The organism is Enterococcus sp. AZ156 (assembly GCF_051714165.1).
GTDB lineage: Bacteria > Bacillota > Bacilli > Lactobacillales > Enterococcaceae > Enterococcus_B > Enterococcus_B pernyi.
In genome coordinates this window covers 929,325-955,421 of the sequence record NZ_JBIORI010000001.1, presented here as the reverse complement: position 1 = coordinate 955,421, position 26,097 = coordinate 929,325, and the positions used below count along the sequence as shown (strand labels likewise).

The window sequence follows — 26,097 nt, the reverse complement described above, 5'->3', positions numbered from 1 at the left end:
TTTACTCCCTCTAATAAACCTTATATACCTTTAACATTTGTTGTAATGTATGGCTAACATCATATTCCATTAATTCTTGTGTTATTTCATTATTCAAAGGCTGACTTAAAATTGCTTCACACCAAGTTGCCTTAGCTTCATCAAGACCAATAAAAGTAACGTTTGGAGTCAATTTCGTGTCTGGAGAAATCGTACTCGATAATACGAGTTTTTTTCTACTTGCCTGAGCCTCTAAGCCGACCATTGGAAGACCTTCGTACAAAGATGTCATACAAAATACATCCATAGCTTGAAACAACTCTGGAATGTCGTTTCTTTCACCTAGCAAGTACACATTTTTTGATAGGCTCAATTCAGTTATTTGTTTCTCTAAACTTTTTTGCAACGAACCCGCTCCAACAATCAACAATTTTGCATCTGGTTTCTTTTGTAATAGTTCGCTAACGATATCAATGAGATAGGTTTGATTTTTTTGCTTTTCGAGACGTCCAATATTCCCGATAACAAAATCATTTGGGGAAAGTCCCAGCTCCGCTCTTTTCTCCGCACGTACATCTTCATCCGTCTTATACAATGATAAATCAATACCATTATGAATAATCTCATAAGGATGACCTTGAAATAAGCTATCTCCAGCTTCTTTACTAACAGCTAAAAAATCAGTTGCTTCTTTAATAAGTAAATGATGTAAATATTTCCTTAGTAAATTCATTAAAAAATTAGACGATTTTCCGTCACTAGTGGCATGACTATGTGCTATTCGTTGTGTTATTCCTCGTTTTCTAGCTAATACCAGGTTGATACCTCCGCCAAAATACACTTCATTATGAACGATATCGAAATGCTGTTCTGCTAAAAGTTTTCTAACCTCAAACCAATACTTTATGATGTTTTTTTTAGGATTAGTCACTACAAATATTCTTCCACCCAGTTTTTTTATCTCTTCATGATAATCTGTCACATGTGCAAAATCATCATAAATCAAAAAATCGAACTGTACTTTACGACGGTCGATTCTTCTATATAGATTCATCATGAAGGATTCGGCTCCACCTTTGCCCATTCTCCCCTGAAAATGTAACACTCTTTTCACTTTGTTCACTTGATCACCTATTTTTCTATATTTAATACTCTATAACGGTTAAAAGTATAGAATTATTTTGAGATACTTTCTGATAAGATATCCAAAGTATTCTTAAATCCATCTTTTGCATCAAAAAATGCTTTCCATCCTAAAGCACTCAGCTTTTCGCTATTCAAACTGGAGTTATTCATAGGATTGAATTGTTTTGCTTCACCTGCAGTAGGCAAATCAAACTCCAAATCAACATTCCCAATTTCCGCAATCTTTTTAGCCATCTCTGCAATACTGATAATTGAACATGGATTGGATATATTGTAGGCTTCTCCAGGATTTCCTTTAACAAGTGCATATAGCATGGCAGTAGCACAATCCAGACTATAAGTATAGGATCTTATTTGGCTACCTGTGCTTTTCATAATAATTTTTTTACCTTTCAAAGCATCTAAAACAAATGCTGAGGAAACACGTTTATCTTCTTGTTTTGCTGAAGGACCATAAATATGTCCTGGACGAACAATTACACTCTTGACTGAGTATTCTTTTAAATAACTAACACATAATGTTTCAGCTGCACGTTTCCCCATAGAATAAGAAGATCGTGGATTCAATAGGTCAATATAACCATAATCAGATTCAAGTAAAGGTCTATCTGTACTAAATTCTCCGTAGACTTCACTTGATGATACATATAACAGTCTATCAACTTGTTCTTTCTTTGAAAATTCCAATAATGAATTCAGCCCAAAAATATTGCCTTGCATTGTCTCTACAGGTTTTTCTGAATAAAGTTCAGGACTCGCATGACTCGCGCCATGAATAATATAATCTACTTTATTAGTAAAAGTGAACTCTTTCGTCGCATCATACAATACTGGTACAATGCATTTACTTGCCGAATAAGTAGAAAAACGTGTTTTTAATCTTTCGATATTTCTTCCAAGAGTATATACTGTCATCTGCAAATCAAGTTCTTGATTAGCGATAATCAATAAATCGACCACCGCAGAACAAATCAATCCGCTTGCTCCTGTGATCATGACAGATTTATCTTTGAATTTTTGAAATATATCAGTAGTTTTTTGAACACACATTTTTAGATTTGAAAGATAAGTTTCGTTTTCTAATAGATTCATTTTCTTACCTTCCTTACTTGATCCAGTCATCATTTGTTGAATTCAATAATGCTTTAAAAATTTCTAAATCTTCTAAAGTAGTGATTTTTAAATTTTTCTCTGATCCAGGTGAAAAGTAAGATTTTTTTCCTAAAACTTGCATCAACTGACATGAAGCTGCCATATCATTAATTCCCTTTTCTTCTGCTAATTGGTAGGTTTCGATAATTTCACCCAATTGATACGTGTGCGGTGTTTGTGTACGAACTAAAAGATCTCGATTCAATGAATTTACTGAACTTGTCTCTCCTTTTTCTTCTAATGTGAAAACAACTTCTGTACAAGGAATAACAGCTACAGCATTTCCATTTTCTTTATAAACTGCAATACTCTCACTGATGATTTTTTCACTGACCATAGGTCGATTACCATCATGGATCAATACAACATCATCTTTTGCTCTTTTTTTGTAGATTTCTTTCAATCCATTATAAATTGATTCTTGTCCAGAATTACCACCTTCAACAATATACTTTAGTTTTGTGATATTGAATTGCTTAGCATAAGCAGTCAGCATTTCTTCCCAACCTTTTAAAATAACCACACAAATTTCATCAATCTCTGGATGTTCTTCAAAAGCTTTCAGTGTATAAACTAGGATTGGAATATTATTCACATGGATGAATTGCTTTGGAATATCTTGTCCTGTTCTAGTTCCAGTACCTGAAGCAGTTAATAAAGCAATATTCATAAAATGTTTTTCTCCTTTTCGTGATCTTAACTAACTGTAAGAACTTAATATTTTCTTTTTAATAAAGCGATTAATCGCGGGCTAATTCGCTGGATCTTATTTGCAAAAATAATAGTATGATAAGCGATTGTACTTGGTAGGTTGAAATAAAACTTTGTCAATTTTTTAATGATCGAATCAGTACACGCAATCGAGCGCGCTTCTCTTATTACATCACTATTTAAAATTTCTTTTATTGCATGTCTCTTTTCAATATTAGTTAACTGATACGTTTCAGCAATCGATAAAAGAACTGACGTTGTTCCTTTTAATAAAAGGGAAGCCATTCCTGCTTTATTATTATTATTTGTCACTTCATTTGCTCGTAAATAAAAGTCTTCAAATGTTTGAAACTTATTTTTATTATATTTATTTGTTATTCCTTTGCCACCTTGGAATTCATAGGTATAAACAATACTAGGATTCATTAGGACCTCATCACAGTATTCAAAATAATCTAAATTAAAAATTCGATCTTCACAACTACTATAATTTTTGAATCGAACACTATATTTTTCTAACAAATCTTTACGGTAGCATTTATTCCAAACAACATACATCAGTTGCTGATTCATCAATGTGTACATGTCTTGCAAAAATTCTTCTCGTTTCGTATATCGATGTTCGGTGACCTGATTTATCTTTTCAGAGATTACTTTTTCATCATCAATAGTTCGAAATATGAAGGAACTCACAATCAAATCAGCATTCGGTTGTTTTTTCAAAAGTTGTTCATATTCTTTTAATACTGCTCGATTCGGAGTGTCATCTGCATCAAAAAAGAGGATGTATTCCCCCCTCGCACGATTGAGCCCCTCATTACGTGCAAATCCTGGTCCTTGGTTTTTAGTTGTCACCCATTGAAACTTAGGATTTTTGTCGACTAATTGATGGATCAACTGTTCTGTTTTATCCGTAGAGCCATCATTCACTAATATCACTTCATAATCATTAAATTCTAACGATTGCAATCTATTAATCGAACGCTCGATCGTATCTTCGGCATTATAGACAGGAACGATAATACTGAAAATCGGTTTTTTCATTTTTCAGCTCCTCCAACTCAACTATAAATTTTTTCTTGGGGAAAATCTATTTCTTTTAATGAGCTGGCATTTTCATCCTCTTCTAACCCTTGGGAAGACATTTTATCAAAAAGGATCTTGATCGTTTGCAATAAGATCTTTAGATCCATCATTAACGAATATTTTTTGATATACAACAAATCAAAGCGTAACTTGCTGTTATAGTCAGAAACATATTTCCCATATACTTGAGCATAGCCGGTGATGCCTGCACGGACATTATGTCTCAAATAATAATAAGGATTTTCTGCATTGAATTGATCCACAAAGAAAGGTCTTTCTGGGCGTGGACCGACGATCGACATATCGCCTTTTAACACATTAAAAATCTGTGGCAATTCATCAAAACGTACAGCACGAATAAATTTACCGACTGGTGTTACTCGAGCATCATTACTTTTCGCTAAGACAGGTCCTGATTTTGCTTCCGCTGTCGCTGTCATTGACCGGAATTTATAGATTGAAAATTCTTTTTGATTTTTAGTGATACGGACTTGTTTATAGATCACTGGTCCTGGTGAAGTCACTTTGACTAGTATTGCTGTAAGCAACATGAAAGGTGATGCAAGGATCAGTAAGATAAAGGAAATGATAATGTCGAATAAGCGTTTGAACAATTCATCTTCTGGTTGTATCTTGAAACCAGAAGCTTCAATGATACTTTCATCTTCAAAGTTCATAATGTTTGGATTGATCATTGTTAAATTCTCAAAAGTCGTATTCAAAAATAATTTTTTTTCCTTCTTAGTAACTAATTGATAAATCTTGATTTTTTCATTTTCTTCAATATGTGATGACAAGTAGACGATATCGATCGTATCGATCATCTTCTTGATGTTTTCATAATAGTTATCGATAACGACCGCTTCAACTTTATGTTTATTATTTTTTTTAGATTGGAAATTTTGGATTGCTGGAGCAACATCTTTTTCAAGTCCAACGATCACTACTTTCTTGTCTCTACTGACTTTCAAATATAATTTGTAGACCAAGATGCGGTATAAGCTCAGTAAAACTGTTCCTACTACCAAAGATAAAAGAATAACTGCCCGTGGAAAGGCAAACCATCTACCAGCGAAAGTCACCACCATTACACCTAAAGACATCAATACTTGCCCTATTACAGTCACAAATATAATGTCACTGATCATCCGATTATAGAAGACGTATGCCCCTAATAAAATATTCAAGACGATAAAGATGATAGATATAAACACTGCAGAATGTTGAAAGGTCTCAAAATTCCGTGTGGGAATTTCTCCTTGAAATTTCAATAAAAAACTTATATATATCGCTGCATTGTAAACTAAGACATCCAGCATGATAATGAATATCCGACGAGCAACATTCCATTCTCCATTTTTATTCATGTATACACTCCTAACCACAAAATAATACCTCTATCATCTTACCATAGCACACTTTAAAAACATAGTGAATAACCAAATTGTAACCTAAATTCAAAGTTTTTCACGACAGATTTATGTGCTTGATTCTGCTATAAAAATGGGGCATACAAAAATATACCTTAAGTAAAACTTGAATATTCTCCAAGTCTTTCCTAAGGTATATCAACTACTCTTTAATCTGGCCGTAATGAAAAATCGCCAATTCCTTGTTTGGTCAAATTGTCATTATAGAAAGGATCATGTGCGATATATTTGGGCCATTTATCTTGCATTTTTTTGATTTCACCCGCAAAGCGTTTCTGCTTTTCTGGCGTATCTTCGTACCCGCGAGATTTTGACTCAAAGTGATATAGTTCAACCTGATGAGCATACACATTGTTTCTGCCCAGTTCATAGACTTTAAGACATAAGTCTACATCATTGAAGGCAACTTGTAATGTCTCATCGAAGCCATCCACCGCTTTGAAATCATCCGCTTTGACCATCATACAAGCGGCGGTCACTGCTAAATAATCGACGTCGATCACTAATCGTCCGAAATAGCCACAATGTGTGCGGTCATAATTATTCAACGCGTGACCAGCGACGCCACCGATGCCAACGAGTACACCCGCATGTTGCGTCGTATCATCTGGATAGTAAAGTTTTGCACCCACACAGCCAATTGAATCAAACTGAGCATATGAGACCATCGTTGTCATCCAATTAGGAGCGATCACTTCCGTATCATTGTTCAAGAATAAATAATACTTTCCACTAGCTTTTTCAGCCGCAAGGTTATTGATACGAGAATAGTTGAATGGGATATCGATCAATTCGACAATAAAGCGTTCTTTTAGTTGTTCCTTATATGAGTCGAAAAGATTTTGCATCTTCGGATCAGTACTACCATTATCAGCTACAATGATCTCGTAGTTAGGATAAGTCGTTTTTTCGATGATCGAATCAATACACATTTTCAAATCGTCATACCCATTTTTGGTTGGGATGATGACGCTGACTAGATCCTCTTGTAAGACATCATAATTGATCTCATAAAACCCTGAGATTCTTCCTGGACGCACTTGGCCTTTGATATTCCTGCGAGCTAATGCATCCGTCAAAGCTTTCACACCAGAATCGTAAATATAACTTTTAGCTTCTCCACTACTAGCTGTTGATCCTGGAATCGTACGCCAATGGTAAAGGACACGATCGATATGATAAATATGATCTGCTGGGATCTTTTCTGTAAAACGAAGAACTAGGTCATAATCTTGTGAACCTTCATAGCCTTTTCGGAACCCACCTAGTTCTTTGACGATACTTAATCGATAGACGCCTAAATGAGAAATATAGTTATTTCCCATCAAAGTATTGGGTGACCAGTCTGCTTTAAAATGAGGATCGAAGCGATTGCCATCAGCATCGATCTTATCTTCATCACTATAAATCAAATCAAGTTCTGGCCGATCATTCAAGACATTGACTACTTCAAACAATGCATTGACAGGAAGTTCGTCGTCATTATCAAGTAATGCCATGAATTCCCCTTCAGCGATCTCAAGTGCAGAGTTCGTGGCTAAACTGATATGTCCGTTTTCCTCACGAAAGACAACTTTGATCCGTGAGTCTTTTTGCTGATAACGTTCTAAACATTTATGGATTTTAGGATCGGTAGAGGCATCATCACTGATACATAATTCCCAATGGTCATATGTTTGAGCAATCACAGAATCGATACATTTTTCTAGCCATTTGATTTCTACGTTATAAACTGGCATCACGACAGAAATCAACGGACGATAGGCAAAGGCTTGCGCTTTTGTTTTTTGTGCTGCAACGTCGATTTGTTCATGCTTAGCGATCCATTGTGCATAGTCGATCGAACCTGGTTTCAATTCCATTTTCACACGACGTACAGCCTTTTTTAGGCCATGCGTTCGAGCATAGTTCAAGCCTTTTTTTAACAATCGTTTTTTCTTTTCCAAACTCGACTCGATGCCATCATCATAAGGATAGCGTCCATTCAATTTGACGGCTATCCCATTTTGATGATCTTTCGTTTGAAAATCTAAAATTGCTTTTCCCTTCATCTTTCCAGATAATCGAAGATTAAAACCACTTTGCGTTTTTACATCCAAATCATAAAGATGATTGATATCTAAACGCACGACTGGTGTATTTTTTGCTATAATATTTTCTTTTTCAACTTGGATCGTCGGTATTTCTTTCGTTACTTCATCGATTGCCCAACCAACGATCAATAAATCGCCGGTCGCCCGCTCACGAGTGATTTTATCGATAAATACAGCAATTTCTTTTTTTTGCACTGGTTTGGTACTCCTTTACCTAATAAGTTATTTATATTTCAACTAGCCAAGACTGCCCATTTTCTGCAATCAATTCAATCAAAAATGATTTTTCTTGTTCACACGCTATCTGGATCTCAAAACCAGCTTTTGTGTGGGGAGGAAGTTTTTCGGCTTCATTCACTTCGGCTCGCTCAATCTGCTGAACCTCGAAGAATGGTGATTGATCTACAGACAACTTATAAGATAAAGGTTTACGTTCCGCATTTGAAATTCCCCATCCAATGATTTTGAGTAATTTTGTTTCTGGATCCCAATTTTTTTCGTCGATACAAAGAGAAAGATCTTTGGCTTGGATTTTTTTTGCCGTTTCTTTTGGTCTCCCTAATAGTCCTTTTGGCTTTATTGCCCAATTGTTAGGCTGCAACAAGTCAAAATATCGATCAGCCGTAGTCTTCAAGACTTTCGTCAGCTCTTTATTCTCTATTTGCAAGTGCTGGTTTTCTTTTGTTAATCTCTCGTTTTCAGCAGATAGTTCTTTTTGAACAGCAGCCATAGGTTTGATTTCTCTAAGGACTTCAGTCATCGTTGCTGGTAATTCACCAATGAATCGATAATGGCAAGAGATTTTGATCGTTTCTCCACTTATATCGGTCAATTCTAGTCTTGGTGCTTCTGATCCATCAAAGATATAACAGTCTGTCGCTGTTTTGATGACCGCATTCGATGCGATAAAATCAAGCTTTACTCCGTCTACTTCAACACTGAACTCAAGATAACTTGGTTGCTTTTCAAATTGAAAAATAAAACTTACCGGTTCTTCTGTCAGTGGAAAAGTCAATACTTGGTTTTCTCCCGTATAATTATTGAACGGGATCTGTAATGTTTCTTCTTGCGTACTCTTTTTGATGATTTCCATCATTTTGACATAATTTGAATTTTGCGGTGAATTGATTTTAGCTTCCACATTTGGGTGTTTTTTCAATGAAAAGAAGTATTGATACACTTCGCCAAATGGGCGCATTTTGAAATCATAACGAACTGCTTCTGGTAAGTCAGTATATGCCGACTTCAATTCAGTATCCCCTACTGCTAGATATAAATAATCTTCAATGTTGATGTGCAGATCAGCGTTTGCAAATACTTTTTGAAAGCCTTCGTGGGTATAAAATGAATTATGTGTTTCATCTAGTAGCCCAAACGAAGCCCACGGCAATTCGTTATTAAAGAGGTGGATCAATACAGAGTTATGCACGAGATTAGGAAAAGTAATCAAAATCTCGCCTTCTTCATTTAGAAACTCTCTGACTTTTTTTAATGTCTTCAAAGGATCCACTAAATGTTCCAAGACATCTGCAAATAATATATAATCAAACGTTTGACCAGCATAATATTTTGCCCATTCAAAACTTTCAATATCGCCATAAAAACCATCTTGTGCAATTTCATTGACGTAATCAAATAGTTCTTTGTCCAGTTCAACGATGCTTACTTCACAGTTTTTTGCACCGATCAAATGTTTCGTCATGCGTCCATTGCCTGGACCAAATTCCAAGACTTTACTTCCTGGTTTAATTTGTCCGACAATCTTACCTACGCTACTTTGTTCATCTAAATCCATTTCGAAATCATACTTCATTGTTTTGATCTCCTTCTTTCCACTGGTGATCCAAGACCACGATCCCTTCACCAATATAAGAACCCGTCACAAATAAGTTCATATACTTCGTTTTATAAACTAATGGAACAGTGGCATTTTCTTCAAAAACCGCCACATCGAAATAGTATTCGCCAGCAAGTAAGCCTAACTTCTTATACTTGAGATAAAAGACGTTTTTTCCTTTTTCCCAAGGAATCGTGATATCGTCCAGTAAGGTATTCAAGCCACAGACATAGAAATTATCGACCGTTCGTAGGGCAATCCCTAATACAGGTTTTTTGATGGTATCATCTTTCACTTCATAAGTAACCTTGACATAAAGATCTTCCCCTTGTTCTAACATATCGATTGGTTGCTTGTTTTCATCTAGTAACTCAGCACTTAACACATCGACGATATCTGGGGCAGCAAAACGCTCCACTTGATTTTTGTTACGATCTACTGTTTTTACTGATTTTTTCTTTAAGAAGTTTTCGTAATTGGTTGTCACATCCATCGTATCACCAAATTCTACAACTTCACCATTTTTTAGCCAGTAAGAACGGTCGCAGAAACGACGGATCGAGCTGATATCATGGGAAACAAATAAAATCGTCTTCCCAGAATTTTTGATTTCCGTAAATTTTTCCATACATTTCAATTGGAACTCCAAGTCACCTACTGCGAGTGCCTCATCAACAATCAGAATATCTGGATTGACATTGATCGCTACCGCAAAAGCTAAGCGTACGAACATCCCACTTGAGTAAGTTTTAACTGGTTGATAAACGTGGTCTCCGATATCTGCGAAATCAATGATGTCATCCACCATCGCATCGACTTCTTCACGTGAAAAGCCAAGAACCATTCCATTTAAATAAATATTTTCATACCCAGAATATTCTGGATTAAAACCTGAACCCAATTCAAGTAAGGCAGAAATCTTTCCTTCGATCTCCATGGTTCCACTTGTTGGAGTCAAAACGCCTGTAATGATTTTGAGCATCGTTGATTTACCAGAACCATTTTCACCGACAAAACCAATCATTTCACCTTTTTTAATCTCTACATCAATATTTTTCAATGCATAGAACACATCATGGTACGATTTCTTGAAAGGATTCAAAGCTTCTCTAAAACGATCCGTCGGTTTCGCATACATATTGTATGATTTAGTGATGTTGTTTAATTTAATTGCGTATTCTGTCATAACTATACTCCTTACAGCACATCTGAAAAATGTGGTTTCAATCTACGGAACACTAAGGAACCGATTACGAACATGATTAATGTAACTACCCAAAAATAGATTGTATAAGTACCATGTTCCCAGAACCAAGCTTGACTTAAAAATGATTCACGGTAACCTTGAACAACATAATACAGTGGGTTTAATTTTAGAATCTTTATGATTGCTGGATTAAATTGACTAGGACTCCAAAGAATCGGCAACGTCCACATAATCAGCTGTAGCAAAATTGTGATAAATTGCATGATATCTGGTATAAAAGGTTGAATCGATGCGGTCAACCACGTCAATCCGGTCAAAAAAGCAACCATACAAAATAGATAATAAATCAATTGTAAAGACATGACCGTTGGAAAAATACCATGTCCCATTGTTACGACTAAACCAATCAAAATAAAGAACATATGTGAGTACAAGTTTGAAAGGATTTTAGTTGTTGGTAAGATACGGATATTGAATACCACTTTTTTCACTAAATAGGTGTATTCTCGGAAAACAAGTGTTGTAGAGGTAAACGCATCTGAGAAAAAGAACCATGGGACCATCCCTGTGATCAGATAGACGATAAACGGATACTTCCCGTCAGTCATTGCCGCTTTCAAGCCGAAGCCAAAGACTAACCAGTAAATGAGAACCGTAAACACGGGATTGATGAACGCCCATAAAATCCCTAAAAATGAACCCGCAAAACGCGATTTAAAATCGTTTAACGAGAATTGAAGTAATAGCTTTCGATTTTGATAGATATCCTTCATAAATAAAAACAAATCTTTCAACATTTGTGTTCCTCCAAGCAGTTTCAATTAATTACAGTCAACAGCCATTTTACCACATATTGAGCCAAGGACTGCGATATTCGTTGTTTCTTAATTTTCTATTAAGCAAACTTTTTGTCAACGTTACTATTTTACAAAAGATGATACTTAATTGCAATGAAGCAAAAAACGTGGGCCTGCCAAAAAAGGCTTACCCACGTTTTTATTTTTTTGATTGAGATTGGGACAGAAGTGTATAGCCTTATTTCCGAAGTGCTTGCTCCTGTTTCCACCATTTATTCGATTCTAAGGTGACAGGCAAAATAATTGTTGCTGTTGTCTCACACCCCTTATTTTCAAATTCAGTGATAGCGTGCAAGTCTTGAAGTTGACAGTTGATTTTCCTCTTGTATTTTTATTTGCTTACCTGGTGGCTGATCGTAACGATGACTTGCCATCGCTAACAACAAGTAGCCGATAGGTACCCAAGGGAAAGAAGTCAATGTATCTTCCATAAACGATTGGATCATTACTGCCATGAATGCCCATAAGAACGTAAGCTGTCCATTCGAATAATCAGCTTTCAGTGTTAGTCTTCCAACAAAAACAAGTAATAAAATCCCTACAATTGCGATTCCTATCAATCCATATAAATTCAAAATAGAATTATAACTATTGTGATTACCTAAAACCTCATTCCCACGAAAATAAAGAAAAGGCTTCATTCCAACCAGTAGTTGCTCTGTACTCTCGGAAATCGTTTGATAAAATTTCAGCCATATGCCCTCTCTTCCAGTGAAGAGATTGATCTCTTCAGAAGTGGCAGCTAAATAGGATATCGGTAGCGCCAAGCTAAAAATAGCTAAATAGCCGATAAAAGGGGCACGAATAAATTTAAAGAATCTTTTAGGCCAGATATCCAATAAAGCAAAAATGATGATCGCAATCAATGCCGAGCGTGATTGACATACCCAGATTCCTAAAAATGCAGCAATGATCGCTGGTACTCCAAGGATCCGAATATACCAACGTTCAAATGAACTGGCGAAACCACTGATCAGTAGTCCAAGCATCATCAACGAGCTGCCAATCGTATTTGTATTGATCCAAATATCGGATAATTTATTATCTTGGTTCCATATACTTTGTCCTTCAGGTACTTGAATCTCTGTAAATACTCGATATACCGTCACAGCAAGGAAAAATGAGAAGACAAGCAAATAAATTCCCCGATCTACTTTGTCAAATTCGATCCACTTTACACTCAATCCAATCAGAATCAAAATCGGGATCAACAGATTACCTGCCAAAGAACCTTCTCGTATTCCACTGAAATACGTATAGAAACCGAAGATTACAACTGCTGCTCCTAGATAAAAAAAGTCAAATCCTCTTGCTTTATAGATATTCAGTCCTGTTAAGACAAATACACCAAAAGTGACGAACTGTGCGCTATGTTCATATAAAAATAAAGTAGCTGGTGTGCCTATACCGATCGTCCAGACAGAAAAAAGAGCGATTAGCATCATTAACAAGATCCCAGTACTCATTTTATTTATGAATTTTTCGACAAATGTTTGAATGGTTTCCACCTCCTCTTCCAAATAATACTTTTTAAAAACGGATCATTGGATCAGCGTTATCACGATGATTTCTAACTGATCCAATATCCTCTTTTTTTGCACACATCTTCTTCAAACTAAAAGTTTTTTATTGACCAGTAGACTGTGTTTGCCAAGTAGCATAGTTTGGATACGCTACTTCATAGATCATGTGCCCATCGTCGTCTGGTCCATATAATTTAGTGAACTGCGCTTCATTACGCTGATTATAGTCATCTAATGGACGCTTGGTTACGACATATTTGATGCCTAACTTTTCAGCATCATCAAAATTCAAAGTCACTGAGAACATGTCTGGACGATCTAGCTTGAAGGCTGTATCTTCTTTGGCAATAAAAGCTCTAGTATGGGCATAACGATTGTAGAAACGCTCATATTCCCCTTCTGGATCAATCAATTGCCATGCAGCTTTGTCTGGATAAAAGCGGACCGTATTGAATGCCTTTACCCCTAAAGCCGGTGTGAAATTATAGAGCTCATCTTCGGTTAACCATACTTGACCTGGATCCTGTTGATCGATTTTTTGGATTTCCTTGGCTAACGTTTTTTCAAAAATCGCACCTGTTCCTTGGACAACTGGATTCACAAAGAAACCAGAAGCAATGATCAATGCACTAAATGAAAGGTAGAAAAAGACGCGTTGTCGAAACAGTGCAAATGCTAAAAGGAGTGTTCCCAAAACAATCACACTGATTAACTCAAAGCCAGAGAAATAGCCTTCCATCTTGGAACCTTGTAACGCATAGTAATAGATACCTGCATTAGCAATCAATAAGACGAATTTATACCACGTTGGGATGACATCGTGTTTCCAAATGTACGCGATAAACCAAATCGATAATAGAAAGGCAGCAAAGCTGAAAGTTAAGATCGCACGAAATGGTGGGACAAATGATAACAAGGTCAATTGAGCCATCGTTCTAGGTAAGCCAATGGTGATCCAAAAAATCGCGAAGAGACAAAAGAGCATTAAGATCCGACCAATATTTTTTTGATCGTCGTCTTTTTTTCCAAACAAGACAAATGGACTTGCTAAAAAGACAGTTGGGAAGAAATGGTAAAATAGTGCTACTTCTGAATTATTTGAGAAACTGATATCCTCGAATGGGATTTTCCAGTTCGTTAAGAAATAGAAAAATTCACTAAATTTCCATTTACCACCTGTACTTACTCGATTCCCAGGATACAACGTATTCAAAGAGGCGAGTAACGCATCTTTAGAAATTGACCAAAAATGCCACATGACAATACCAATAAACAACAACGCAGCAGTAATCAATACAGCGTCAAACCAATCCCATTGTATTTTTTTGCGGTAATAGATCAGTAAACCGACAAAATAAAAAACTAATAGATAGGCGAGCATCACTTGATGGGCCGGATAGATAACTAAGATAAATCCGAGACCGAATATGACCACTAATAACATCATCAATGCACGCAGCCACTTTTTTTCATGTTGATAAAAATAATGATAAAAGGCGACCATTAAACCAATTGTAAAGAAAATCAAATCGCCAACGTGTTGCATGAACCACCATTGAACAGCTGGTGAGAAGGTCAATGCAAATGACCCAATCAACGAAAGTGGCTTGTTTCTTTTCGTTAAGATCATCAGGAGTTCAAATCCTAACAGGACCATGACTACCAGTTTCATTGCCCAATAAAAGGACAATCCTCGATCCCTTCCCAAAAAGAAGAATCCCCAGTTAAATGGTTTACCGATAACAGTGATATCTTTTACTGGTGAATTGTAGGCAATAATCATATTTTGACCATTCAACGAATAATCTTCGTTGATGACCGGATAACCCGATTCTGCTTGAGAGAAATAAAAAGGCGTTTGGACTAGCCATTCATCTGAACGAACTTCTCGATTTTGACCAAAAATAACATCCGTCTTTTTCCCGTCATCTCTTTGGGATACATAGTTATCCCAGCTACCGATCGAGCTACCATTCAAGTTGAAGGTCACAACGATAACGATCACCAATAAGCCAATCACATAACGTAATTTCAATAGGATATCTAAAAATAGATTCGTCTGTTCTGTCTCCGGTTCTCGTGATTTATCTCGCCTTGCACTTCTTGTTTGTTTTTCCATAAAATTCTCCAATTTCTTCGTTGTTTCTTTTTTCTAAGGAAAAACCTTATTTGTTTAATTTTTCAGAAGCTTGTAACATTTGTTCAAGTGCTTCTTGCCACGTTGGAATAACAAAACCAAGATCTTCCGTTTTCTTCAGGCTCATCACTGAATATTGTGGACGTGTTGCTTTTTGTGGATATTCGGCTGAAGTAACAGGAGCTACTTCTACTGCTGTATCTTTTAAGATTTCTTTTGCGAATTCATACCATGAACAACTATTCTCGTTTGATAGATGATAGACACCATATGGTACTTTTTCTTCGATTACATAAACCATAAATTCAGCCAGTGTGCGTGTCCATGTCGGACGTCCAAATTGGTCATTGACCACTGTTAATCGATCGTGGGTTTGTGCCAAACGTTGCATCGTATAAACAAAGTTATGACCATATACACCAAATACCCATGACGTACGAATAATATAATAATCTTCTAAAATTTCCTGCACTGCTTGTTCGCCTAGTAGTTTTGTACGACCATATTCATTCAATGGATTCGTTGCATCATCTTCTAGATATTCTTCATCTTCTTTTTTACCATCAAAGACATAATCGGTACTGATATAAATCAATGTTGCATTCACTGCTTTCGCTGCCAATGCAACATTTCTCGTTCCGTCTACATTGATTTTTTCATCTATTTCTTTTCCTTCGTCTTCTGCTTTATCGACAGCAGTATAGGCTGCACAATGGAAGATGACTTCAGGCTTTAAGTCTGTGATATAAGCCATTGTTTTTTCTGCATCCGTGATATCCAGTTCTTGGGCGTCAGTCGAAACATAATCTAACCCTTTCTCATCTAATAAATGACGTAACTCGGTACCAAGTTGACCATTTCCACCTGTTAATAAAAACATAACGCAATCGCTCCTTGATTTATTTATTTTTAAACTTTTTTTTGTAAAAATATCATTAGCTATCATGTTGTCTTTAATGAACGCTTTATCTTTGAAGTTCGATTCATTCAACTGTTTGTTCGGAGTATTGGACAAAAATAACGGTCTCATTATTTCCCCTTATCCCCAAACAACGGCAGAACACTTATGTGCCAACCACGTTCTAAGAACCAAGCTTATTCTACCATATCGGTTCTCGCTTTTCGAGAGGATGAGCATCCATCCAGCGTTCTTAAAAAATTTTTCATGAAAAAAGGGGCAGCGTCAGTTAAACGCAGTGCCCCTTCAATGACTATTTAAAAAGAGGTTGAGTCTCTCAAGCTATCTATTCAAGCAAGAAAAACATCTGATAAGAGGAAGTCTCTGACTCTTATCTACGCAGCTTGTTCGAGGGAATTCGATTTCTCGCCTCTTATTGTCCATTTTTAGCGTAAGCTGCTTCAACTGCTTCTTTCTCTTTTTGCCACCATTCTTGGTTCTCTTCGTACCACTTGATAGTTTCTGCTAAACCATCACGGAAATTAGTGAACTCTGGTTGCCAACCAAGTTCTTGTCGAAGCTTGGTTGAGTCGATCGCATAACGCAAATCATGGCCAGCACGATCTTTGACATGTTCATAGGCATCTTTAGGCTGACCCATCATTTCTAAGATCATTTCCAATACGGTTTTGTTGTCTTCCTCGCCATCAGCGCCAATCAAATAGGTTTCCCCAATATTCCCTTTGGTTAGGATCAACCATACGGCAGAAGAGTGGTCATTCGTATGGATCCAATCACGAACATTTTTTCCTTCTCCGTATAACTTAGGTTGGATACCACTTAAAATATTGGTGATTTGGCGTGGAATGAATTTTTCAATGTGTTGATAAGGTCCATAGTTATTGGAACAATTTGAGATTGTCGCCTTTAGTCCAAATGAACGAACCCAAGCTTTCACTAATAAATCAGAACCAGCTTTTGTTGAAGAATAGGGGCTGGACGGGTTGTAAGGTGTTTCCGCAGTGAACTTCTCACCTTCACCCTCTCCATGACCTGGTAAATCTTCACGTAATGGTAGGTCACCATAGACTTCATCCGTAGAAACATGATGATAACGAACATCGTACTTACGGCAAGCTTCTAGCAATGTATACGTACCAATGATGTTCGTGTGTACAAACGGAAACGGATCTTTAAGAGAATTATCATTATGTGATTCAGCAGCATAATGAACCACTGCATCTGCTTTTTCCACTAATCGATCGACTAATTCTGCATCTGCAATATCTCCGACAACTAGCTCCACACGATCAGTTGGCAATCCTGCTAGATTTTCTTTGTTTCCTGCATAAGTTAATTTATCTAAGACTGTCACATGTACTTCTGGGTGGTTTTGTACAACATAATGTACAAAATTTGATCCAATGAAGCCTGCTCCACCAGTAACAATGATATTTTTCATTTAATATTTCTCCTCATCAAATGTTAGATTTCACCATAAACAAATGGGTTTTCTGCTTCAAATTCTTTCAGTGTAGGATGATTATGATCTTTTTCAGACATGATCGCTTTTGAAAGATCGATTGGCCAATCAATCGCTAACTCTGGATCGTCAAATGCGATCCCACCGTCTGCTGCGGCATCATAATAATTATCGCATTTATAAAGGAAATTCACATTTGGTGTCAATGTCACGAACCCATGTGCGTATCCCTTGGGTACAAGTAATTGACGATGATTATGTTCAGATAAGATATAACTTTCCCACTGTCCATAGGTTGGACTACCTTTACGAATATCGACGATCACATCTAAGACTGCTCCTGAAGTGACACGGATCAATTTTGTTTGAGCGGATGCCCCTTTTTGAAAATGCAAACCACGAATCACTCCGGCTTCAGCAGATAGAGAGTGATTGTCTTGGACAAAATCAAAATCTAATCCATGTTCCGCAAATTTTGCTTTTGAATAGCTTTCTGTAAAGAAACCACGATGGTCCCCAAAAACATCCATTTCGATAATTTTAACATCTGTTAATTTAGTATCCGTCACTTTCATCACTAAAAACTCCTTATTCAGCAGCCAATCTTAATAAATATTGACCATATTGATTTTTTTTCAGTGGTTCTGCCAAAACAGCTAATTGTTGTTTGTCGATATAGCCCATTCGATAAGCCACCTCTTCTAAACAAGCAACTTTTAAGTTTTGACGCTTTTCAATCGTTTCAATAAATGTAGAGGCTTCAAGTAAAGATTCATGCGTGCCTGTATCTAACCAAGCAAAACCACGTCCCATAATCTCTACAGAAAGTTTTCCTCTTTCTAAATATGCTTTGTTGACGTCAGTGATCTCTAGTTCGCCACGCTCAGATGGTTTGATTTCTTTTGCAATTGAAATCACATCGTTGTCGTAGAAATAAAGTCCTGTGACAGCATAATTTGATTTTGGTTCTGTTGGTTTCTCTTCAATAGAGAGAGCTTGCATATTTTCATCAAATTCGACCACACCAAAACGTTCCGGATCATTAACATGATACCCGAAAACAGTCGCTCCACTTTCTCTAGAGGCAGCACGTTGCAACATTTTTGATAGTCCACCACCATAGTAGATATTATCTCCTAAAACAAGACAAACACTATCATCGCCAATAAATTCTTCCCCAATGATAAAAGCTTGAGCTAGGCCATCGGGACTCTCTTGAACCGCGTATTCAAGGTGAATACCTAGATCATGCCCATTTCCAAATAATTCTTTAAAGCGTGGGGTATCTTGAGGTGTTGAAATAATCAATATCTCCTTGATACCTGCCAACATCAAAATAGACATTGGATAATAGATCATTGGTTTATCGTAGACTGGCATCAACTGTTTCGAGGTTGCCTTTGTTAGTGGATACAAGCGTGTTCCGCTTCCTCCCGCAAGGATGATTCCTTTCATGAATATAAGCGCTCCTTTTTCTTTAAATTTTCACTTTCGTTATTATCTCATCAATCCTACTATTTGTCATGGATTTCTTGAGAATTTAACAATATCTTTTAGGGATATTTTTTCCATTTCCGCTGAATGAGTGCTTGGATCAAATGAATCCGCCAAGTGATTTTCTGGCGCCAACTACTCTTCGTTTCAATTTCACTTGCATTAAAATCGTGTCGCCGATAAAGAGTCAGCGGTTCTCGAATAAAGCCCGCATGATTCCCCGCCAGCAAACCGATCCACATATCATGCATCGGTACATTGTCAGGTATCGGTAAGATCGTCTCTTTTAATGAAGAGCGAAAAGCCATCCCTGCACCGATATAGTTACTACGAATCAAATTCGTCAACCAGCCTTCTTTGGATCTCCTAAAGGTAAAGTATGAGGAATGGATCTCATTCAACTGGCTATCTACGATCACTAAATCTGAAATAACTACTAGTTGTTTTGGATGAAGGCTAAAGTATTGTGTGATTTTCTCTACTTTCCCATCTAACCATACATCATCTTGATCTGCTAAAAATATCAGGTCTCCCTGAGCTTGTTCAATCGCAAAGCCAAAATTTTTGATCAAACCTTGTTTGGGACCTTCAAAAAGTTTGATACGTGGATCATTATGTGCATATTCTGTTAAGATCGACCAAGTATCATCGACTGAACCATCATCCGAAATAATCACTTCATCTTCTGGAGAAAGTTGCTTTAAGATACTATCCAATTGTTCTTTTAAATACGCGCCACCATTAAAGGTTGCTATACAAACCGATCGCATCATTTCACACCTTCCAATTATCAACAAACGAACGTAAAGTCATTCGCCAGATTTGACGATTCTTGACAGTCAAAAATTGCTTTGTCATTCTTAATACTAACTGCTTCCGATGTTGCATTAAATGCTGACGGTCGTATTCTTGGTAAAAGATCGACTCAGCAGCCAATATCGACTGATAGCGTGTTACGTTAACTTTTTTATAATCTAATACTGAGAGATCATGAGTCATGCTAGTGGCTAAAACTACAATTTCTTTGTTTAATTGTTTGATTTGCCAAAAAAGCCAATGATCTAAAAAATCGAGTGGGAACACTGTATTATAACCATTGATCTCTCTTAAAAATGTGAGCGAGAATGCCGCGCCAGAATTGATTGCCATAATCCGTTGACGTGTTACTACTGGCTCTTCGATCACTTCGAAGTGGCGATTGATATAGTGGTCTGCCCACACCGGAGAGATTTGTTTTGTACCAGAAAATACTAAGGGGACCGCAGCTACTCGCTCCTTTGTCCAAGTGAGTTCGGCTACAGTTTCCAAATAATCAGTACCTAACTGAGTGTCCTGATCTAATGTTATAAGTGTCTGTACCGTATCTGAAATGTGGTCAATTGCATAATTGTAAGCAACCGCTAGGCCTGGATTTGCTGGATCATGATGATAATGGACGTTCTTTTCTGAATAAAGCACATCAGCATGTGCAACAGGACTATTATCAAAAATAACTAACTCCACTGTCCCAGCTTGGATAGCTGCTTTTAAATAATCGTAAGAAGGCGATTGGTTGATTTTTTGGTGATACAATACGATCACTACTGCTATTTCTGGTGTCATTAGAAGAAAGTCCACCCCCACTTATGGAAGAATTTCATCATTGAATTTAAAAATATTCGAAAAAGTTTGAAGTTACGATGCGCCCCTTTTCCATATAGATGGATGGCACTATAACGTGGCGTATAAAGGATCTTTTCGTTTGCTTTTTCAAAACTTAAACAAAGATCATTATCTTCAAAATACATAAAGTAGCGAGTATCAAACCCATTGATTGATTTAAATTTCGCAACATCTACTACCATAAAACTACCAGAAATCATGCGCACATAAGAATCACGATCCTCTGGCAAATCACGACATTCAAAGCGATTCAATCGCCGATCAAACATTTTTTTGACAAATTTGAAAGGAATGAAACGTAGTACATAGTCGAATAGAGCTAAACGCTGTCTAATCAAGTATTGAGTCGTCCCATCTTCATTCAAGATTTTAGGTGCCAACATCGCACATTCAGGATGCGTTTCTAAGAGCGCAACCAGGTCGATCACCGTCTGCTCATCTACTAAAATATCTGGATTAAAAATCACCGCATATTTTGCAGCGCTTTGGAGCAAGGTATGGTTATGACCAAATCCAAAGCCTCGGTTTTCATTATTGAAATAAATATTCATGAACGGATATTTTAAATATTCGCGTAATCGTTCTTGGTATTCAGGTGTCGAGTTATTATCAAAAATTTGAAATTCAATTGCCGGTTCTTCACCGATCGTCGCAATGATCGTATCTAATGTCTGGAATATTTTTTTACTATTTGCTGTCACAATGCTAATTAAAATCGGCTTTTTTTTATTGTTCTCCATTAAGGTCTTTTCCATTTCTTAAAGTATTTCTGCATCACTTGTGTACGGTATTCTTTATTCCCTAAAAACCGTAATGTTTTTAGAATGAATTGGTATTTTTCATTGATCAATCCGATCAATTCAAATAATAAAATAGCAGCAAATAGCATCACTAAGAACAAAGCAATCGTTCCAAGACTTCCCGTATAATTCATGATCATTGCAGTAAATGAAAACATCAAAGCGATGGAGTAGATCGTCAAAACAGCTCCTTTATGGGTAAAGCCTAAAGCGAGCAATCGATGATGCAAATGCTTCTTATCTGCCGTAGAAAATGATACTCGATTCGCTTTTCTACGAATGATTGCAAAAAAAGTATCTGTAACAGGTACCCCCATGATGATCAACAAAGAAATCGATGAAACGAAAGTAACATTCTTTAATCCTTGCAATGATAAAACCGCCATCATAAAGCCTAAGAAAAGTGCACCTGTATCCCCTAAATAAATTTTGGCAGGATAAAAATTGTAAGGAAAAAAGCCGATGATACTTGCGACTAAACAAAAAATAACTATAGGTATATAAACTGTTGAGGCATGTAAAAAAAAGTAACCAATAATACCAATGGTCATCAAGCCAATCAAAGATATCCCTGCTGCTAAGCCATCTAAACCATCAATCAAATTGACTGCATTAGTGATCCCAAAAATCCAAAAAATGGTGACAGGAAAACTAAGCCAACCTAATTGGATATATCCTAAGAACGGTAAGGTAAAAGAATCGATCCTGATATCAGCGACAAAATAGATGATCAAAGCCGCTAATAAAATACCAATACTTTTTTGCTTAGGTGAAAGTTCATATTTGTCATCAAGTAATCCGGTCAATACGATGACGGACGCAGCCAATAATATAGGTAGAATATAAAATTTAGGGATGATATCTTTGAATAAAAACAAACTAGATATCACGAAGGAAACAAAGATAGGTAAGCCACCAGCTGAAGGCATCGGCACTTTGTTTATTCGTCGTTCATTCGGTTTATCGACCATTCCAGTTTGAACTGAAATTATTTTAAAAATGGGGGTCAATATCAAAGACAATAAAATTGTCAAAAAAATCTTTATTACAATACTAAAAGAAACCAGCATACGGGCACCTACTTTATTTAAAGAGTCATTAATAATTATAAAACACTGTCGCTATTTTACAATAAGAACTCGTGTTTCTAATTCTTTTTTTGAGAAAATTTATTTTTTAGTTTACCAAGCCATGTTGATGTGATGCTTCTTCGTTCTTTTATTTCGTTTCCTGTTATGTACTCTTGCACAACAGCATTGATGATTCCACCAAGAATAATGATCGTCGCAGCAAAGTTTAACCAAAGCATCAAAACGATAAAACTTCCGATGATTTGATAACCGCTCACACGCGTTGCAAAATAACGAGCATAAATTCCAAAAACTTGTGACAACAACATCCAACCAGTCGTTGCAAATACAGCACCAGGAATCACTGCTTTAAATTTCAATTGCGCGTTTGGTACAATCCAATAAATCATAAACATGATCACAAATAAAGCCACCAAAGTAATCGGCCATTTCAATGTTTGGAATTGGTCAATAAAGTTTACAGGTATTTTAAAGATCGGTTGAATCGCCTCTAAAATCATTTGTCCTAATCCAAGCACTAAAGTGACACCACTAATCGCAATCATGAACAAGATGATAACTATTAAGGAAAAGAAACGGACAATGATGAAATTTTCTCTATTTTCAACTCCATACGCTTTATTCATGGCAATCTGTAATGCATTGATACTCTGACTAGCTGACCATAAAGCTGCAATAGCTGACAATGACAACAAACTACCAGAACTTTGTGTCAACAAATTTTTTACCGCCGGTCCAATAAACTGATAGATCGTTTCAGGAATCACTTGGCGAATATAAGTCAAGACAGTTTCTTGATCGATTTGAAGATACGGTAGAATATTTCCAAGCGCAATAATCAATGGAAACAAAGATAAGAGTAAATAATAAGCCACAACTACTGAAGTCGTTCCCATTTCAGAATCAACGATCCTCTTTTGCGTCGTCTCAATAAAACGCATTAAATTCTTATGTTGTTTTATTTTATTCAAAATATTCATAGTAATCTCCTGTTCAAGGTTGTGAGAAAAGCGCTTTGACCTGAGCAGTAAGATAGAAAATCAGAAAATAGCTCCCCATATTTTTTGATTTTTTAGCTTAATGTTGAAGGTCAGCTTTTCGAACACCGTTTATCTAGGTTGTAAAAAAAGCTAATAACACTGAGGAAAAGGGTGGCAAACCAGAAAATAATAGACATATTTTTCCAATTGCCACCCTACTATCTTAGTTACTAGCTTTCCTACAACTTTTATCCATTATTTGAAGAAGAAGGTCATCCACAACTTTCTCCATTTAATTAAACAGTTTGCAAACTGTTCGTTGAAAGAAGAACTTAATAAGTTCCTTCTTCACCTTGAGAAGTCAAGATTCTTGGACCATCTTTGGTGATAGCCAATGTGTGTTCATATTGGCAAGATAATCCACCATCTCTGGTATAAGCTGTCCAACCATTTGGGTCCATTTTCATTTTCCATGTTCCTGTATTGACCATTGGCTCGATCGTAATGACCATACCTTCTTTTAAACGTAATCCTTTACCTGGTTCACCATAGTGAGGAATAGTTGGTTCTTCATGGATCGTTGGTCCTACTCCATGTCCAACAAAGTCTCGTACGATTCCTAGATTTTCTCCTTCGACGTACGTTTGGATCGCATGACCAATATCCCCAATACGATTACCAACTTGCGCTTGCTCAATGCCGATATATAGTGCTTTTTTTGTCACTTCCATCAATCGATCAATTTCAGGTGTGGATTCACCCACCACATATGCCCAGCAAGAATCAGAGATTCCGCCTTTTAAGTCAATACACATATCCACTTTCACTAAGTCGCCACTTTTAAGTGGTTTTTTCCGAGGAAAACCATGACAGATCTCATCATTGATACTGATACACGTCGCATATTCATATCCTTCAAATCCAATTTGGGCAGCGACTCCGCCATGACTTTCGATATAATTACGTACAAATACTTCGATATCCCAACTAGTTACTCCTGGTTTAATGAAGTCTCGCAGATTTTTATGGACATCTGCTAATAATGCACCAGACTCTGCCATTGCTTCGATCTCACGTGCTGATTTTAATGTTATCATCTATTCTCGTCTCCTTTTTACAAATCCTTTTTATTTTAACATAGTAGGAAGTATTTAGCCAAATCCCATAGTACCTTTATAAATCTTGCTTCCTTTTTCTCAAACTTTTGGTATAATTGGTAGTTGTTGAAATGCTATTCATTAAAATTTAGGAGGCGCCTTATGGCTTTAGCAAAAATCGTTTATGCAAGTATGACTGGTAACACGGAAGAAATCGCCGATATTGTTGCAGAGGCTCTGGAAAATATGGATATCGATGTTGAAATCAATGAATGCACACAAGTAGATGCAGAAGACTTTCAAGAAGCAGATATTTGCGTAGTTGCTACTTATACATACGATGACGGTGATCTACCGGACGAAATCGTTGATTTTTATGAAGATTTACAAGAACTTGAATTACCTGGAAAAATCTACGGTGTGTGTGGCTCTGGAGATACTTTCTATGATGAGTTTTGTAAGTCAGTGGACGATTTTGATGCTGCCTTTGCAAAAACTGGTGCTGTTAAAGGTGCCGAAAGCGTGAAAGTTGATTTAAACGCTGAGGAAGAAGATATTGAAAATCTTGAAGCGTTCGCAAAATCTCTTGTATCCATGTTATCTTAATCACAAAAAGAAGGATGTGTTTACCACATCCTTCTTTTTATTTAGAAGCATTACGTTTTGTAAATCAAGGCATTACTATCAAATGGGGTCGATCAATTTTTCAAATAAGCAGATCAGTCTACTTCAATCGGATCTTTTAAGCTTAAAATGGCATTGATGCTATCTTGGATCATCTTCTCGATTTGTGTATCCGTCGGATGGATGATATTCGATGACATCAAAGCTGCGATACCTGTTGCAATGATCCAAGTCCCATTGTGAAGCGAGACTAGTTTATCATCTGACAAGTCCATGTATTTTGGATCTTCTTTCACTACGTCCATAAAGTAATTATAGGAGAAATTTTGCATCTCTCTTCCGCCGCCATACTCTTCCAAGTAAAGTGAGCTATATAATTTCTTTTCACGATTTGCGAAATGGATGTAATTCAACGCTAGATCGACAATCGTATTGCCGGTATGTTCTACAGGAAAGACTTCGTATTTTAGATAATCGTAGATTTGCTCAAATAGCGCGTGTTTCAAATCATCCATATTTTTAAACTCTAGATAGATTGGTTGAGTAGAACAGTTCATTTTATTTGCAATGTTTCTCGCAGTGAATTTTGAAAATCCTTCATTGGCAGCAACTTCATAGGCGGCTGCCAAAATCTGCTCCTTTGTTATCGTTTTTTTTCTTGCCATAATTTTCTAATCTCCTTGAAATTTTTTATAACGCTTCCACCATTGATTAATACTATTGTACCATTTTTTTTCAATAAGCAAAACTTGTTTTTTTATTTTTTACAAATTTTTCTGTCATTATACTCGGATATCAACGCTTTTTTGT

At 36.6% G+C, this 26,097-nt stretch carries 23 protein-coding genes; 1 reads left to right on the top strand and 22 read right to left on the bottom strand.

The window, feature by feature from the left end:
• Positions 1-10: 10 nt before the first annotated feature.
• The 21 genes from IGJ95_RS04600 to map form a co-directional block, all read right to left on the bottom strand.
• Entirely contained in the window at positions 11-1,093 is a 1,083-nt protein-coding gene (locus IGJ95_RS04600) for a glycosyltransferase family 1 protein (RefSeq protein WP_034691703.1), read from the bottom strand.
• 62 nt (positions 1,094-1,155) lie between these two features.
• On the bottom strand, positions 1,156-2,217 hold the full coding sequence (locus tag IGJ95_RS04595) for an NAD-dependent epimerase/dehydratase family protein (protein WP_010735932.1): 1,062 nt from the start codon (positions 2,215-2,217) through the stop codon (positions 1,156-1,158).
• Positions 2,218-2,230: 13 nt separating this feature from the next.
• A complete protein-coding gene (locus IGJ95_RS04590) occupies positions 2,231-2,947 on the bottom strand; it encodes an IspD/TarI family cytidylyltransferase (protein WP_010735933.1) in 717 nt (238 codons plus the stop codon).
• A gap of 44 nt (positions 2,948-2,991) precedes the next feature.
• Positions 2,992-4,032, bottom strand: a complete 1,041-nt coding sequence (locus IGJ95_RS04585; protein ID WP_104775517.1) for a glycosyltransferase family 2 protein — start codon at positions 4,030-4,032, stop codon at positions 2,992-2,994.
• Between the two features lie 17 nt (positions 4,033-4,049).
• A complete protein-coding gene (locus IGJ95_RS04580) occupies positions 4,050-5,441 on the bottom strand; it encodes a sugar transferase (protein ID WP_010735935.1) in 1,392 nt (463 codons plus the stop codon).
• A gap of 212 nt (positions 5,442-5,653) precedes the next feature.
• Positions 5,654-7,792 carry a glycosyltransferase family 2 protein gene (locus tag IGJ95_RS04575; protein WP_023519370.1) on the bottom strand — a complete coding sequence of 713 codons (2,139 nt, stop codon included), beginning with the start codon at positions 7,790-7,792 and terminating at the stop codon, positions 5,654-5,656.
• Between the two features lie 31 nt (positions 7,793-7,823).
• Positions 7,824-9,410 (bottom strand): class I SAM-dependent methyltransferase, encoded by a 1,587-nt coding sequence (locus IGJ95_RS04570; RefSeq protein WP_438761494.1) that lies wholly within the window; start codon positions 9,408-9,410, stop codon positions 7,824-7,826.
• On the bottom strand, positions 9,400-10,620 hold the full coding sequence (locus IGJ95_RS04565) for an ABC transporter ATP-binding protein (RefSeq protein ID WP_010735938.1): 1,221 nt from the start codon (positions 10,618-10,620) through the stop codon (positions 9,400-9,402). The genes IGJ95_RS04570 and IGJ95_RS04565 overlap by 11 nt, the downstream gene beginning before the upstream one ends.
• A gap of 11 nt (positions 10,621-10,631) precedes the next feature.
• Positions 10,632-11,438 (bottom strand): ABC transporter permease, encoded by an 807-nt coding sequence (locus IGJ95_RS04560; protein WP_019722596.1) that lies wholly within the window; start codon positions 11,436-11,438, stop codon positions 10,632-10,634.
• A gap of 338 nt (positions 11,439-11,776) precedes the next feature.
• Positions 11,777-13,006 carry an EpaQ family protein gene (locus IGJ95_RS04555; protein ID WP_143352709.1) on the bottom strand — a complete coding sequence of 410 codons (1,230 nt, stop codon included), beginning with the start codon at positions 13,004-13,006 and terminating at the stop codon, positions 11,777-11,779.
• 118 nt (positions 13,007-13,124) lie between these two features.
• On the bottom strand, positions 13,125-15,140 hold the full coding sequence (locus IGJ95_RS04550) for a DUF7657 domain-containing protein (RefSeq protein WP_023519367.1): 2,016 nt from the start codon (positions 15,138-15,140) through the stop codon (positions 13,125-13,127).
• Positions 15,141-15,186: 46 nt separating this feature from the next.
• On the bottom strand, positions 15,187-16,038 hold the full coding sequence (gene rfbD, locus IGJ95_RS04545) for a dTDP-4-dehydrorhamnose reductase (RefSeq protein WP_153830337.1): 852 nt from the start codon (positions 16,036-16,038) through the stop codon (positions 15,187-15,189).
• Positions 16,039-16,489: 451 nt separating this feature from the next.
• Positions 16,490-17,518, bottom strand: a complete 1,029-nt coding sequence (gene rfbB / locus IGJ95_RS04540; RefSeq protein ID WP_010735943.1) for a dTDP-glucose 4,6-dehydratase — start codon at positions 17,516-17,518, stop codon at positions 16,490-16,492.
• A 23-nt stretch (positions 17,519-17,541) separates the two neighbouring features.
• Positions 17,542-18,114, bottom strand: coding sequence for a dTDP-4-dehydrorhamnose 3,5-epimerase (gene rfbC / locus IGJ95_RS04535; RefSeq protein WP_010735944.1), 573 nt, complete (start codon positions 18,112-18,114; stop codon positions 17,542-17,544).
• A 13-nt stretch (positions 18,115-18,127) separates the two neighbouring features.
• Complete coding sequence (rfbA, locus tag IGJ95_RS04530) at positions 18,128-18,994, bottom strand: glucose-1-phosphate thymidylyltransferase RfbA (RefSeq protein ID WP_010735945.1); 867 nt, start codon at positions 18,992-18,994, stop codon at positions 18,128-18,130.
• A gap of 98 nt (positions 18,995-19,092) precedes the next feature.
• Positions 19,093-19,803, bottom strand: a complete 711-nt coding sequence (locus tag IGJ95_RS04525; protein ID WP_023519364.1) for a glycosyltransferase family 2 protein — start codon at positions 19,801-19,803, stop codon at positions 19,093-19,095.
• A 4-nt stretch (positions 19,804-19,807) separates the two neighbouring features.
• A complete protein-coding gene (locus IGJ95_RS04520) occupies positions 19,808-20,635 on the bottom strand; it encodes a glycosyltransferase (RefSeq protein WP_023519363.1) in 828 nt (275 codons plus the stop codon).
• Positions 20,635-21,435, bottom strand: coding sequence for a glycosyltransferase (locus tag IGJ95_RS04515; RefSeq protein WP_010735948.1), 801 nt, complete (start codon positions 21,433-21,435; stop codon positions 20,635-20,637). Before IGJ95_RS04515 ends, IGJ95_RS04520 begins: the two co-directional genes overlap by 1 nt.
• Complete coding sequence (locus tag IGJ95_RS04510; protein ID WP_010735949.1) at positions 21,435-22,565, bottom strand: MraY family glycosyltransferase; 1,131 nt, start codon at positions 22,563-22,565, stop codon at positions 21,435-21,437. The genes IGJ95_RS04515 and IGJ95_RS04510 overlap by 1 nt, the downstream gene beginning before the upstream one ends.
• 77 nt (positions 22,566-22,642) lie before the next feature.
• Positions 22,643-23,566: a YihY/virulence factor BrkB family protein gene (locus IGJ95_RS04505; protein WP_010735950.1), complete on the bottom strand. Its 924-nt coding sequence runs from the start codon at positions 23,564-23,566 to the stop codon at positions 22,643-22,645.
• A gap of 332 nt (positions 23,567-23,898) precedes the next feature.
• Positions 23,899-24,663, bottom strand: coding sequence for a type I methionyl aminopeptidase (gene map / locus IGJ95_RS04500; RefSeq protein ID WP_019722607.1), 765 nt, complete (start codon positions 24,661-24,663; stop codon positions 23,899-23,901).
• 162 nt (positions 24,664-24,825) lie between these two features.
• Here map and IGJ95_RS04495 point away from each other — a divergent pair, with 162 nt between their 5' ends.
• Entirely contained in the window at positions 24,826-25,269 is a 444-nt protein-coding gene (locus IGJ95_RS04495; RefSeq protein ID WP_010735952.1) for a flavodoxin, read from the top strand.
• Between the two features lie 113 nt (positions 25,270-25,382).
• Here the strand turns inward: IGJ95_RS04495 and IGJ95_RS04490 are convergent, their stop codons facing one another.
• The gene (locus IGJ95_RS04490; protein WP_010735953.1) at positions 25,383-25,952 is read right to left on the bottom strand and encodes a TetR/AcrR family transcriptional regulator; all 570 of its coding nucleotides are present in this window, start codon (positions 25,950-25,952) and stop codon (positions 25,383-25,385) included.
• Between the last annotated feature and the right edge of the window lie 145 nt (positions 25,953-26,097).